17 protein-coding genes are annotated in these 13,536 nt (G+C 35.6%); 8 read left to right on the top strand and 9 right to left on the bottom strand.

Features of this window, described 5'->3' with window-relative positions; translation table 11 throughout:
- The first annotated feature begins 89 nt into the window (after positions 1–89).
- The 3 genes from EZY12_25360 to EZY12_25350 all read left to right on the top strand — a co-directional run bounded on the left by EZY12_25360 (position 90) and on the right by EZY12_25350 (position 4,060).
- Positions 90–1,370 (top strand): transposase, encoded by a 1,281-nt coding sequence (locus EZY12_25360; protein ID QSX70831.1) that lies wholly within the window; start codon positions 90–92, stop codon positions 1,368–1,370.
- 76 nt (positions 1,371–1,446) lie between these two features.
- Positions 1,447–2,643 (top strand): 1-deoxy-D-xylulose-5-phosphate reductoisomerase, encoded by a 1,197-nt coding sequence (locus tag EZY12_25355; protein ID QSX67920.1) that lies wholly within the window; start codon positions 1,447–1,449, stop codon positions 2,641–2,643.
- 628 nt (positions 2,644–3,271) lie between these two features.
- Positions 3,272–4,060, top strand: a complete 789-nt coding sequence (locus EZY12_25350; protein ID QSX67919.1) for a peptidylprolyl isomerase — start codon at positions 3,272–3,274, stop codon at positions 4,058–4,060.
- 305 nt (positions 4,061–4,365) lie between these two features.
- Here EZY12_25350 and EZY12_25345 read toward each other — a convergent pair whose 3' ends face one another.
- From EZY12_25345 to EZY12_25305, 9 genes are all read right to left on the bottom strand, one after another.
- The gene (locus tag EZY12_25345; GenBank protein QSX67918.1) at positions 4,366–5,448 is read right to left on the bottom strand and encodes a hypothetical protein; all 1,083 of its coding nucleotides are present in this window, start codon (positions 5,446–5,448) and stop codon (positions 4,366–4,368) included.
- A 15-nt stretch (positions 5,449–5,463) separates the two neighbouring features.
- Positions 5,464–6,627 carry a phosphotransferase gene (locus tag EZY12_25340; protein QSX67917.1) on the bottom strand — a complete coding sequence of 388 codons (1,164 nt, stop codon included), beginning with the start codon at positions 6,625–6,627 and terminating at the stop codon, positions 5,464–5,466.
- Between the two features lie 19 nt (positions 6,628–6,646).
- Positions 6,647–6,859, bottom strand: a complete 213-nt coding sequence (locus EZY12_25335; protein QSX67916.1) for a hypothetical protein — start codon at positions 6,857–6,859, stop codon at positions 6,647–6,649.
- A gap of 177 nt (positions 6,860–7,036) precedes the next feature.
- Positions 7,037–7,294, bottom strand: a complete 258-nt coding sequence (locus tag EZY12_25330; GenBank protein ID QSX67915.1) for a hypothetical protein — start codon at positions 7,292–7,294, stop codon at positions 7,037–7,039.
- 217 nt (positions 7,295–7,511) lie between these two features.
- The gene (locus EZY12_25325) at positions 7,512–7,766 is read right to left on the bottom strand and encodes a hypothetical protein (GenBank protein QSX67914.1); all 255 of its coding nucleotides are present in this window, start codon (positions 7,764–7,766) and stop codon (positions 7,512–7,514) included.
- A 247-nt stretch (positions 7,767–8,013) separates the two neighbouring features.
- Positions 8,014–8,265, bottom strand: coding sequence for a hypothetical protein (locus EZY12_25320; protein ID QSX67913.1), 252 nt, complete (start codon positions 8,263–8,265; stop codon positions 8,014–8,016).
- A gap of 245 nt (positions 8,266–8,510) precedes the next feature.
- On the bottom strand, positions 8,511–8,762 hold the full coding sequence (locus tag EZY12_25315; GenBank protein ID QSX67912.1) for a hypothetical protein: 252 nt from the start codon (positions 8,760–8,762) through the stop codon (positions 8,511–8,513).
- Between the two features lie 279 nt (positions 8,763–9,041).
- On the bottom strand, positions 9,042–9,284 hold the full coding sequence (locus tag EZY12_25310; GenBank protein QSX67911.1) for a hypothetical protein: 243 nt from the start codon (positions 9,282–9,284) through the stop codon (positions 9,042–9,044).
- A gap of 257 nt (positions 9,285–9,541) precedes the next feature.
- On the bottom strand, positions 9,542–10,114 hold the full coding sequence (locus EZY12_25305; GenBank protein ID QSX67910.1) for a peroxiredoxin: 573 nt from the start codon (positions 10,112–10,114) through the stop codon (positions 9,542–9,544).
- A 341-nt stretch (positions 10,115–10,455) separates the two neighbouring features.
- On the opposite strand from EZY12_25305, the gene EZY12_25300 reads away from it, so the two are divergent.
- The 5 genes from EZY12_25300 (at position 10,456) to EZY12_25280 (ending at position 13,507) form a co-directional block, all read left to right on the top strand.
- Positions 10,456–10,872 carry a transcriptional repressor gene (locus EZY12_25300; GenBank protein QSX67909.1) on the top strand — a complete coding sequence of 139 codons (417 nt, stop codon included), beginning with the start codon at positions 10,456–10,458 and terminating at the stop codon, positions 10,870–10,872.
- Positions 10,873–11,055: 183 nt separating this feature from the next.
- Positions 11,056–11,415: a DUF4870 domain-containing protein gene (locus tag EZY12_25295; protein ID QSX67908.1), complete on the top strand. Its 360-nt coding sequence runs from the start codon at positions 11,056–11,058 to the stop codon at positions 11,413–11,415.
- A gap of 282 nt (positions 11,416–11,697) precedes the next feature.
- Entirely contained in the window at positions 11,698–12,675 is a 978-nt protein-coding gene (gene hemB, locus EZY12_25290; protein QSX67907.1) for a porphobilinogen synthase, read from the top strand.
- A gap of 108 nt (positions 12,676–12,783) precedes the next feature.
- On the top strand, positions 12,784–13,035 hold the full coding sequence (locus EZY12_25285; protein ID QSX67906.1) for a type II toxin-antitoxin system prevent-host-death family antitoxin: 252 nt from the start codon (positions 12,784–12,786) through the stop codon (positions 13,033–13,035).
- Between the two features lie 175 nt (positions 13,036–13,210).
- A complete protein-coding gene (locus tag EZY12_25280) occupies positions 13,211–13,507 on the top strand; it encodes a type II toxin-antitoxin system HigB family toxin (protein ID QSX67905.1) in 297 nt (98 codons plus the stop codon).
- Positions 13,508–13,536: the final 29 nt, after the last annotated feature.

Raw genomic sequence — 13,536 nt, 5'->3', positions numbered from 1 at the left:
CGCCTACGTTCTTCTTGATTAATTTATCATTTTGTGAAATCATAAATATAATAGCGAAAATCCAAATCATGGTAAAAAATAAACCCTTAATGGGAGTTCAACAAATCCTATTATCCCCTGATAAAGATACTAAAGCAATATTAGAGTACCTTTGTCAACAATCGGGTAAACTCTATAACTCAGGGGTCTATTTTGCTAGACAAACACTTTTCAAAACTGGTAAGTTACTCACTGGTAAATTTGACCTAATATATGAGTCAACTGTGAGCAAGACCAGATTAGCAAGTTCACTACCTTCGGTAGTTGCTCAACAAACACTAATCTCAGTAAGCGAAGCTTTTAAATCCTTTAAAGAATTAAAAAACAAGTTCAACAAAGGTGAGTTACTTTTTAGACCTAAGCCTCCTAGTTACCTCGAAGGATCTAAACTTTTTAAAGTTGCGTTTCCCAATACTGGAGCGGGTAAGCCAACTCTTGAAAATAATCAAATTAGATTTCCTTTAGGGTTGACAGTAAAAAGATGGTTTGGAATATCTGAATTCTTTCTCCCGATGCCAATTAACTTAGATTTCTCAAAGATCAAAGAGTTGACTATATTCCCCAAAAATGGGGCTTTTTACCTGGAGTTGTCTTATTTGGTTGAGCCAGAGATAACTGACTTAAATATTAGTGAAGCCCTATCAATTGATTTGGGAACTGCCGATAATTTAGCAGCCTGTGTAGATACTTTAGGAAATTCTTTTTTAATTGACTCAAGAAAACTAAAAGCTGACAATCAACTCTGGAATAAAAAAGTCTCTACTAAAAAAGAAGGCAAGTCAAGTGACTACTGGGACAGTTGGTTAGATCGAGTTACCAGAAAACGAAACCATCAAATGAGAGATGGGATCAACAAAAGTGCAAGGTTGATTATTGACCACTGCCTCAAAAATAAAATAGGTAACTTAGTTCTAGGTTGGAACGATGGGTTTAAACTAAACTCCAATATGGGTAATTTGAACAATCAAAAATTTGTTCAAATGCCATTAGGTAAGTTGAAAGATCGACTTAATCAACTGTGTTGCCAATATGGGATAAACTTTCATCTGACAGAGGAGAGTTATACTTCAAAATCGAGTTTTTTAGATGGAGACTCCCTACCCAAGTACGGTGTTAGCGAAGCGGGGCGAAGCCCAAAACCCGAAGGGTGGAAAGCATCTGGGAGACGAATTTTGAGAGGACTTTACTTAACAGGTGAAAAGTTTTTAGTAAATGCTGATCTCAATGGATCAGCGAATATCTTAAAAAAAGTAACGGGAAAACTTAAACTTAATTTAAGTAAACTCACTAGACGGTGTTTGACCACCGTAACGAGAATTAGATTAAACTAATTCTGTCTGTAGAATCTCAGTGTCTTTAGACCTGAGAGTGTCAAATTTAAAATTACCTGTTAATTCTTAAAAAATTGTGAAAGCTATTACTCTCCTCGGTTCTACTGGCTCAATTGGTACGCAAACCCTAGATATCGTCTCTGAACACCCCGATAAATTCCGCATCGTTGGATTAGCTGCTGGACGAAATGTAGAGCTATTCGCGGCGCAAATTCGCCAGTTTCGTCCCCAAATTGCCGCCATTTCTGCTGCTGAAAAATTACCAGAACTCAAAGAAGCCATCAAAGATTTAATTCCTCAACCCATTTTACTGGCTGGGGAAGCAGGAGTGATAGAAGTTGCTCGTTATGGCGATGCTCAAACCGTTGTTACTGGTATTGTTGGTTGTGCGGGGTTATTACCAACGATTGCAGCTATTGAAGCGGGCAAAGATATTGCTTTAGCCAACAAAGAAACTCTGATTGCGGGCGCTCCTGTGGTATTACCTTTGGTGGAAAAACACGGAGTGAAGCTATTACCAGCAGATTCCGAACATTCTGCTATTTTTCAATGTCTCCAAGGTGTTCCTAAAGATGGTTTAAGAAAGATATTACTAACCGCTTCCGGTGGTGCTTTCCGAGATTGGCCTGTGGAAAAATTAGCAACAGTAAAAGTTGCTGATGCTCTTAAACATCCTAACTGGTCAATGGGGCGAAAAATCACCGTTGATTCGGCAACTTTAATGAATAAAGGTTTAGAAGTAATTGAGGCTCATTATTTATTTGGGGTAGATTATGACAATATCGAAATTGTGATTCATCCTCAAAGTATTATTCACTCTTTAATAGAATTACAAGATACTTCTGTTTTAGCTCAACTGGGTTGGCCAGATATGCGTTTACCTTTGCTGTATGCTTTATCTTGGCCGGAGCGAATTTACACTAATTGGGAAAGATTGAATTTAGTAAAATCTGGTGATTTAACTTTCCGTGAACCAGATCATCAAAAATATCCTTGTATGCGTTTAGCTTATGCGGCTGGTAGGGCTGGTGGTTCTATGCCGGCGGTTTTAAATGCTGCAAATGAACAAGTTGTGGCATTATTTTTAGATGAGAAAATTCACTTTTTGGATATTCCTAAGTGTATTGAATTTGTGTGTGATTTACATCAAAATGATCACACACAAAATCCCTCTTTAGATGACATCTTAGCAGCGGATAAATGGGCTAGAGAAGCAATTTTCACAGCGATGAAAAAGGTAGCAACTCAACCGCAGATTATTTCTGTAGGGTAATAATTAGGATAGTCCTACACTCATGCTTTTAGGTGCGGTGTAGGATTATGTTATGTTACAAAAATTTAAATTATCCCCAAAGTTAGCAAATTTGGCTCTTCAGTATATAGTAGACTATTATGCAAATTATAGCGGTTCTCAGTCGAATAAAATACAATCAGGGGCGGGGAAACCCCTGACAGGTGTAGGTTTTTAATATTCTCTGTAAAGGCCAGACCGGGAAGACAAGGAAGGATAGTAGACAAGGAGGATTTTATCCACAAAATACTCAATTCATGGGTTGTTTTGTTACTAATCATCCATTCATTTGTCCGGTTTTCCTCCCTTGTCACCTTGTCTGCCTTGTCTTGTCCTCAAGACAATGTAAAAAACCTACACCTGTCAGCGGGGAAACCCTGCTACAAGGCGGTATTTTTAACCAAGGTTGGGTTGATGCTCATGTTACCTAAAATTAAAACTATTAGAATATCATGCTAGAATTTTTTTTGATGTAAATTATAAAAAATAGTAAAAGTACCATTAGATAGAGATAAGAAAATAATATATTAGCTAAATATGATAGATACGCTCATAATTTATTCAAGAAAAAAGAATTTTTAATCAATTTAGTAAATTGAGGAATTAGATCATGTCAAATATTATAAAAGTATCCAATGAAGATATTATTTATCACCTGAAAATATCTTGTCAAATTCCTGGTTTATTAGAGGCAATTGCCAGCAGAAAAATTATTACAGAAACTGCTGATAAAGAAGGTATTGCCATCGAAATTGCAGAATTACAACAATCCGCAGATAGTTTACGATTAGTTAACAACCTGGTTAAAGCAGAAGACACCTGGGAATGGTTACGAAAACATTATCTTTCCTTAGATAACTTTGAAGAAATCGCCAATCTCAATCTTCTATCTGCAAAATTAGCTCATCATTTATTTGGTGAGAAAATTGAACCATTCTTTTATGCTCACCAAATTGATTACAGCGCAGCAGTTACCTATGAGGTAATATTAGATGATGAAGATTTAGCTTTAGAACTATTTTATGCTCTCAAGGAAGGGGAAATTAGTTTTCAAGAAATTGCTCGTCAATATATCCAAAATCCTGAAATAAAACGCGCTGGAGGATATCAAGGTATCCGCAAACGTAGTGATTTTAGACCAGAAATTGCTTCCGCAGTTTTTGCCGCTAATCCCCCAGAAATTATTAAACCAGTGATTACACCCAAAGGAGTCCATATCATTGTAGTTGAAGAAATTATTGCTCCAGAATTAAATGAACAAATGCGGATAGCAATTCTCGGAGATTTATTTAATAATTGGTTAAAAGAGCAAATTAATCAATTAGAAATTGTGGCGACATTAGCAGACAATACGAATTTTTCTTATGCTCCAGCAGAAATATTGAGTGAAGCTAGTTAATTGATATTAAGTAGGGTGGGCAATGCCCACCACAACCAGAATATCGTAGCCCTAAGAGGTTGTTTGATAGCGTTCACGAAGTGTGCCGTATCCCTGCGGGAGCCGGAGGCATCAGGCATAGCGTGGCGTTAGCCATAAAGTATTAGATGAAACCAATAATCTCCAAAAACCTAACCCCCCTGCCCCCTTCCCTAGGAGGGAAGGGGGGTTTCAAAGCCTCTCCCCGCTTCGGGGAGAGGTTTACAAGAGGGGTTTGTTTATACATTAAAAACTTGTTCAAGCATCCTCTAATTAAAAAAGCAGCATTATCCAGCCAATGGAGTATAAATATCCTCAGAATGGGCATTAAGATAAGGATATTGTAGCTTAATTTTGTGTAATGCAAATTGTTCAAAAATAGCTGTCATTCGACTTTCAGGGTGATTCTTATCTGCTTGCCAAGCAGCAATTAAACCATTAGCAATCATTTGACAACGATTAGTCCCAAAACTTTCTTTTTCACCAAATTTATTTTCTGGTTCTTCCGCACAACCTAACCCCGGTGCTAGTTGCTTGGTAAATAACGGTACTTGTTGAGAAAAACTATCTTGATTTTCTAAATATACCTTTTGTAATATTGGGTAAATAGTTTGATATTGATGTTTGCTAAAATAAAGCACTGCTGAATCATAACGTCTATATTCATCAGGATTATATAGAGCTTTAAATGAAAAAGCAACTTGCATATTATTGAGTTCTCTAGTTACATTTTCTATCACGGAAATCGCACCTTCTGGTGATACATTAAAGTATATTCTGAGAATATCTTGATTATTTTGAGTTCCTAGATTAGATACTGCCATATAAAATCCATTTTGGACTAAATTTTTAGGCATTTTGATGGCAACTAAATCACCAATATTAGCAGATTTATCAATTTCTGATAAATATAAATCCCGCTCAATATGTAAGGTTAAACCATTTTTCTGTACTACTAAACAACCATCACTTTCTTCATGAACTACTAGCCAATTTTTACTCCAATAACCTTCACCTGTATTACTTGTATGTAGTTTTTCATAAAATGCCAAATCCATGCCAAATAAGCTATTATTACTGAGGTTATTTGTCTCGATATCAGTCGGAGAGGAGTTATGCCAAGAACCGTTATAATAAGCACTGTAGAGAAAATTACGTAATTGCATACTCAAATGTTTATTTTGAATATCTAAGGATAGACTTTCAAAGCGAGAAATAACTGATTCTGGTAACTCTAATAATTTGTATTCTGGATGCTTAATGGAATAGAATGATTCTATTTCCAAATTATCAACAATATTTTGCAGTGCTACTTGTAATTCTTTTGGTAATTGGAAAAGTTGATTATAAACAGAATCTAATACTTGCATATAAGCTTTCCTTTTTTAAACAAGAGACAAATTTTTAGAAATAATTGTGGAAAATTCCATCCCTAAAATTGTAGGAATAGATGCCTGTGGACGACATAATAAACTCTTAGCAACTTGAAGGATACAGATACCTGTATTATCAAAAGTCTTTTCATATTGCAGTCTCGCTTGAATAGCTCTAATTAAAGCTAAACCGCTAAATTGCATCACTAACTGCCAGAAATCTGGACGCAGTTCTAAAATTTCTGGAAAAGTAGTTAAATAAGCATTAACTAATGTTGATAAAGAAGGTTGAATCATTGATAAAGGAATAGCAGCTAACCGCAAACATTCTTCAATTGGTATAGTTTTACTAGATACTATGCTATACAACCAAATTTGGAGATAACTAGCAATTATTGTGCCTAAATCATTAGCAGGATCTCCCCAACTACCTCTTTCCCAGTCAATTAGTCGGATGATATTTTTACTTCCAGGTAATTTCTCCTCAAGTTCTGTTTCCCAATGCAAAGATAAAAGAATATTATTGAGTTTGAGATCATTATGGGTAAGACAACAAGGAGTAAAATTATGATTTAATTCGGCAATGGCTTTTCCTAAATTATCGTAACGTTGATAAAGAGAAAAAAACCTCAAACCATCAGCCGTAACTTTGCCAAATATTTCTGGTGTAATTCTATCTAATCCTTTGGTAAGATTTGGAGATTTGAGAGAATTTTCAAAAAACTTTTGATAGTTTTTATTATCTATTGTGATGCGATGAATAGTTGCAAGAGTTGTACCAACCAACTGAGAAATTTCTGGAGGAAATTCCTGTTCTTTAGCGTAAAATTCTGCTAGATCTTGATATTGATTGAGATAGTTAAAAACAATGATGGAATTTTCTAAATCAAAATGAATTGCTTCTGATAAAGATCCTTGTAAATGATTCATTTCTGGGAATTTTTGACAAAAATCATGCATTCTCCATTCATCTGTAAATTCACCTAAAGTTTTGCCATTTTGATCATGACGCTCTTGTTTTACTAAGAGTTGACGACCATCTGGTAGACTAATTAACAAGTTAAAGTTTTTAGCAGATTTTAATTCGATTTTACTTAATGACTGCTCTTGTGATTGACAAATTTTGTTTTCAACCAGGTAATTGAAAACATTGGTAGAACTTATTAGGAATGCCATGATTGCAAATGAAATAATTTTAATATTTTTTGAATGTCTTGGTTAATAATGAAATGGTATCTATGGCATAGATTGCCAATACAAATTCTAATCCCTTAATACCATAATAAAGTATCTGATTAGCAGAATTATATTCACCACCAAAGATAGATACATAGTCCATCTTATTTAGATTGGTAATAAACTCTTTTTCATCCGCACTATGTAGATTAGAAATTGTAATATTTGCCATTTCTTACCTCTACAAAAATTCAGTTTTTATGTCTGCAAATTCATTTACTTCACCAGCTTTAATGTCAGATTCAATCTTATGAACTATCCAGAATTATTAGTAATAACAAAAATTGGTTTTTACTTTTTCATTCTGGATAGCCATAAGGGCTTTGTAGTTGAATACAAAGCCAAGTAATTAGTATCCGTATCCAGAATGAGAGTCATTGGAGAAGGATTTAGCTATTTCCTTGATACTAGCGATCGCATAGCCATTAACTAGGAATTCTAGGTACTTAACACCAAAATATCCATATTCACCAAAACCACTAAAATCGCTACCACCACCATGAACTGATAAAGAAGCTGTATCATTCAATTCATTCAAATAGCTTTCGGAATCTTGAAATAATTCAGAACCAGTTACATTTAGTTGAGAAAGAATAATACTTGCCATAATTTCCTCCAAAAAAACTTGTATTTTGTAAAGAGAATTTACGAATCAGCATATATAGCAATCCTAAATGATTCCTAAAAAATAGTAAGTGGTGTAGGGTGGGCATTGCCCACTCTACCTATAGTCCAAAAATCAAATAGGAGTCCTATAAATTGGTTTTTACTTTTTCATTCTGGATAGCCATAAGGGCTTTGTAGTTAACTACAAAGCCAAGCAATTAGTATGCGGAATGAGAATCATCATGACTGAAGGATTTAGCTATATGCTTGATACTAGCGATCGCATAGCCATTAACTAGGAATTCTAGGTACTTAACACCAAAATATCCATATTCACCAAAACCACTAAAATCGCTACCACCACCATGAACTGATAAAGAAGCTGTATCATTCAATTCATTCAAATAGCTTTCGGAATCTTGAAATAATTCAGAACCAGTTACATTTAGTTGAGAAAGAATAATACTTGCCATAATTTCCTCCAAAAAAACTTGTATTTTGTCAAGAGAATTTGCGAGTCAGCATATATAGCAATCCTAAATGATTTCTAAAAAATAGTAAGTGGTGTAGGGTGGGCAATGCCCACCAAAACCCTGATCCGGTGGGCATTGCCCACCAATAGTATATTTCAAAAATCAAATAGGAGTCCTATAAATTGGTTTTTACTTTTTCATTCTGGATAGCCATAAGGGCTTTGTATTTGACTACAAAGCCAAGCAATTAGTATGCGGAATGAGAGTCATTGGAGAAGGATTTAGCTATATGCTTGATACTAGCGATCGCATAGCCATCAACTAAGAATTCCAGGTATTTAACGCCAAAATCACCATATTCACCAAAACCGCTAAAATCACTACCACCACCATGCACTGATACAGAAGCTGCATCATTCAATTCATTTAGATAGCTGTCGGAATCTTGAAATAATTCAGAACCAGTTACATTTAATTGAGAAAGAGTAATAGTTGCCATGATTTCCTCCAAGAAAACTTGTATTTTGTAAAGACAATTTGCGAGTCAGTATATAGCAATCCTAAATGATTCCTAAAAAATAGTAAGTGGTGTAGGGTGGACATTGCCCACCAAAACCCTGATCCGGTGGGCAATGCCCACCCTAGGTATATTTCAAAAATCAAATAGGAGTCCTATAAATTGGTTTTTACTTTTTCATTCTGGATAGCCATAAGGGCTTTGTATTTGACTACAAAGCCAAGCAATTAGTGTGCGGAATGAGAGTCATTGGAGAAGGATTTAGCTATATGCTTGATACTAGCGATCGCATAGCCATCAACTAAGAATTCCAGGTATTTAACGCCAAAATCACCATATTCACCAAAACCGCTAAAATCACTACCACCACCATGAACTGATACAGAAGCTGCATCATTCAATTCATTTAGATAGCTGTCGGAATCTTGAAATAATTCAGAACCAGTTACATTTAATTGAGAAAGAGTAATAGTTGCCATGATTTCCTCCAAGAAAATTTGTATTTTGTAAAGAGAATTTGCGAGTCAGTTAAGTTTGTGTTTCCTTAACTGTTCCTACTATTTTTATTCAGGGAAACTAGAAAAATCAAGGGTTTTAACCCAGTCAAAAAGACACAAATATCTGAATTATGTCTTTTATTAAAAGTGTAAATTCTTAGTTTGAATTAATTAACTAAATAAAAAATCGTGGATATTCAGGTTAATAAATCTGAATATCCACGAAAGTAACTTAAATATTTAATTTTTCAACAGCAGAGCTTAAAAATTGAACTTGTTTCCCAGACTATCTGTTGTCCCTTTGAGGCTAATTTTCCACTTATCAAGAGTATCGTCTAATTCTTTGAAAAGTGTAGAAAAATCAGTGGTATTAGTTGTTTCTGGAGTTTTTCTGTCTTTTCTCATCGTGTAACCACCTTTAAGCGTCTTCATTTCCCAAGGTGTTAGTTCATCCAGAATCGGTTCTGCAATCCTCAGTTCTAATTCAGAAATTGTAATTCTCATTATTGATTCACCTCCTTGAATACTCCACTTGCATGGAATCAAGCTATAAATTTATCCTGCTCTTATATTTTGGAATAGTATCTGCTCAAATCCATGATTTTTAAATTAAGTTCTTAGACAGAATTAATAGTATTTTGTCTATCAAAACAAAAAAGCAAAGGAAGTTTCATCAGACTAACTTCCCTTGCCTTATTGCACTATATGAATTAAAAACTATAAACCTCTATCAAAAGGTTGAAGTTTGTAACTTTTAGTAATTAACCAACAAATGCTAACCGAGGTGCAACTTCTGTAGAACGAGCTACACCTTTGAGGTAAGCTAAAACGGTATCAGCATCAGAAACTTCAAAAGGATCATCACCATAGTTATCTGCAAAACCAGATTCAATGAACATCTTTTCAATTTCGCAGTTATTGACAACCATTGCATAACGCCAAGAACGCATACCAAAACCGATGTTAGATTTATCAACTAACATTCCCATTTTGCGGCTAAATTCTCCACTACCATCTGGTAACAAGAAAACATTTTTAGCACCTTGTTGTTTGCCCCATTGGAACATCACAAATGCGTCATTAACAGACAAACAAATGATTTGATCTACACCTTGTGCTTTGAATTCTGCAAATAATTCTTCGTAGCGAGGTAAATGGGTAGAAGAACAGGTAGGAGTGAATGCACCAGGAAGAGCAAATAATACTACTTTCTTACCAGCAAAAATTTCTTGTGTGGTTAAATCTTTCCAAGTGTAAGGATTGGGTCCACCTATAGATTCATCCCGAACACGAGTCTTGAATACTACATTTGGAACGTGAGTAATAGCAGTCATAAATACCTCTTTTTTCGATGGAAGATTTTAACTCGTGTTGCTGCTTTTCCTTAGAGACTTCCAATTAAAGAAATATCCAAAATTTCTTGTGGTGCGGGCATCTTGCCCGCTAATAATACAGGGACGGGCAAGATGCCCATCCCACAAAATTGGATCATCTTTTTTGTGGAGTTTTTTTAGGGCATCAGTAGCTTGATCACATAAATCAGAATAATTCTGATTTAGGAATTAGTCAATAGTCATAAATACTTATTTACTAATGTATTTATTAAAAAATTTTAGTTATGAGAAGAGAACAGCTATAATAGGAGTTTATATCTTTATATAGTTAAGTAAATGCTATGCAGCAAAAAGCTAATGATATTGTCAGAACCCTGAAAGATAGAGGGTTGCGAGTCACTCCCCAGAGATTTGGAGTTTATGCAAATCTATTAGCAAGGGAAGATCACCCTACAGTTGATCAAATTTTACGAGACTTGAATCAGGAAGCACCTACTTCCTCTCAAGCCACAGTGTATGCGGCACTTCAGGCACTGCGGGAAGTGGGTTTGGTGCGAGAAGTGCTATTACAAGAGGGGATATCCCGTTATGATGCCAATGTTGCCCCCCATCATCATTTTCGCTGTAACTGCTGTGGTGCAATTGAAGATATCAACTGGAATGTTTTCCCCGATATTGATGTCAGTCAACTGCGGGAGGGGTTAAAAGTAGAACGGTATGAGGTGACAGTTGAGGGGACTTGTGATGCTTGTGGCTAAGAATATTGTCACTAATGGTATAAAATGTGGGATTTATTTCTTTGATAAATCAATATCCAAAAAATCAAACCTTAACCTCATATCCTGATTCTGACTTTTGACAGAAATTGTGCATCTTCTTATTTGGAAATCCGGCGCTCATTCTTGATATAATAATTAACTAAAATTGTATAGGAGTAAACAATGTACGACAGCGATAAACGTAAATTATTATCAGCATTGTGTCATGGAGCAATTTTTTTCAGTACCACAATTGTCTCCATTGGTTTACCCATAGCCATACTATTTGTATCAGATGATCCTGTCGTTAAAGACAATGCCAAAGAATCCATCAATTTCCATTTTAATGTTTGGTTATATGGAGCAATTCTGGGAGCGTTGTTTTTTCTGACTGGTTGGTTAGTTTTACCCCTAATCATCTTGTTACCACTGGCCGGTTTAGGATATATCATCCACTGGGGATTAACTATTTGGGCGCTTATAGGCGTTTTTAGCGAGCCTAATCAACCTTGCCGTTATCCGTTTATTTTCCGAGTTTTTTAGATCAAATCAGGAAAAATATGGTAGTTTAATTAATCATAGACCTGTGATTAAACAACTTATCAAAATTAATTCCATGATTTTTTAAGATTGTTTTTTACAAATTTGTTATAAGCAAATGTCTATCCAGTTGTAACATATAAAATTGCCCCACAGCTTCATCCACAGTAGGGCAAAAGACAGTTAAAGCACTGTTTCTAGTTTGTCTGAATAGAGCAAGTTAAAAACTAGCTTTTGTGACGCTTTGTTCTGTGTCTATTGTATTGTTTTGTCTGAACAAAATTTATGTTTCCTATACATCGTCCTCGTCGTCTGCGTAGCCATACCCAATTACGCCGTATGGTACGTGAAACCGTTTTAACTACTAGCGATTTGATTTATCCATTGTTTGCTGTGCCAGGATTAGGTATTGCCAAGGAAGTCAAATCTATGCCCGGTGTTTATCAACTTTCAGTAGATAAGATTGTTGAAGAGGCTAAAGAGGTCTATGACTTAGGAATTCCGGCAATTATCCTCTTTGGAATTCCCGCAGATAAAGACATAGATGCTACAGGCGCTTGGCATGATTGTGGGATTGTGCAAAAAGCAGCAACCGCAGTTAAAAATGCAGTTCCTGATTTAATTGTTATGGCTGATACTTGTTTGTGTGAATATACAAGTCATGGTCATTGTGGTTATTTACAAACTGGTGATTTAACCGGAAGAGTTTTAAATGATCCAACTTTGGAATTATTAAAGAAAACCGCTGTTTCCCAAGCTCAAGCTGGTGCAGATATTATCGCACCTTCGGGGATGATGGATGGTTTTGTCCAAGCTATTCGCGCAGGTTTGGATGCAGCGGGATTTGAAGATATCCCCATTATGTCCTATGCTGCCAAATATGCTTCGGCTTATTATGGTCCGTTTAGAGATGCTGCTGACTCAACACCGCAATTTGGGGATAGACGCACTTACCAAATGGACCCTGGTAACGCCCGCGAAGCCCTGAAAGAAATTGAATTGGATATTGCTGAAGGTGCTGATATGCTCATGGTAAAACCAGCTTTAGCATATATGGATATTATCTGGCGCGTTAAAGAAGCCACTAATTTACCTGTTGCAGCTTACAATGTGTCCGGTGAGTATGCAATGGTTAAAGCTGCGGCTTTGAATGGTTGGATTGATGAACAGCGCGTTGTGATGGAAACTTTAACTGGCTTTAAACGGGCTGGTGCTGATTTAATTTTGACTTACCACGCTAAGGATGCGGCTCGGTGGTTGTAAGTTAGAGTATTATCTCACGCAGAGGCGCAGAGGCACGGAGAGGGTTTTTGTGTTTGGGCGTGAGATTTTTGGTATTTTGGATAAAGTACAGGATGATTTTTATGTCTTATGCAATATTCAATTGAACAAATTCCCGTCAACTTCAACAAAATGATTCAGGAAGTTGAACAAGGTGAACAAATCGAAATTACCCAAGCAGGTAAACAAATTGCTGTGATTATTTCTACTGCTGAATATGAAAGATTATTAAATAAAATACCAAGTTTTGGGGAATCTATAGAACGATTTCGTCAGGAATATAATGTGGAGTCAGCAGAAATTAACCCCGATGAAATTTTTGCGGGGGTGCGGGATAAATAAGTCCAACCGGACAAGCCTACCATACCTACACAAATACTTACACAAATATTATAAATAAACAACAGTTGACAAATGATTTTGATTTTGGTATGGTTGATAGTGGCATACTATAATAATTTTGTGATATATTAAGCATTGAACAATGCCTATAATTAAAAAAACACAAAATTATATTATGAAAATAATATCCGAAACAAGATTCAAGGAATTCTCCAGCAAATATCCTGATGCTAAAGCTAATCTTTCAACTTGGCATAAACGAGCGAAATTAGCTAAATGGCAAGATTTTAACGAAGTCTGCCAAAATTTCAAACAAGGTAGCGTTGATAAAGTAGATGATTTTATTATTTTTGATATTTGTGGTACAGACTATCGCCTAATTACTTATATTGATTTCATTGGCAAGAAAGTATACTTAAAATATTTCCTGACTCACGCGGACTATAGTAAAGATAGATGGAAAGATGATTAAGAGTTCAGCTAAAGCTCTGAGCTATTAGT

Origin of the sequence: Dolichospermum sp. DET69, assembly GCA_017355425.1 — a bacterium.
In the GTDB taxonomy this organism is placed as follows: Bacteria; Cyanobacteriota; Cyanobacteriia; order Cyanobacteriales; family Nostocaceae; genus Dolichospermum.
This window is presented reverse-complemented; position numbering and strand designations above follow the sequence as displayed.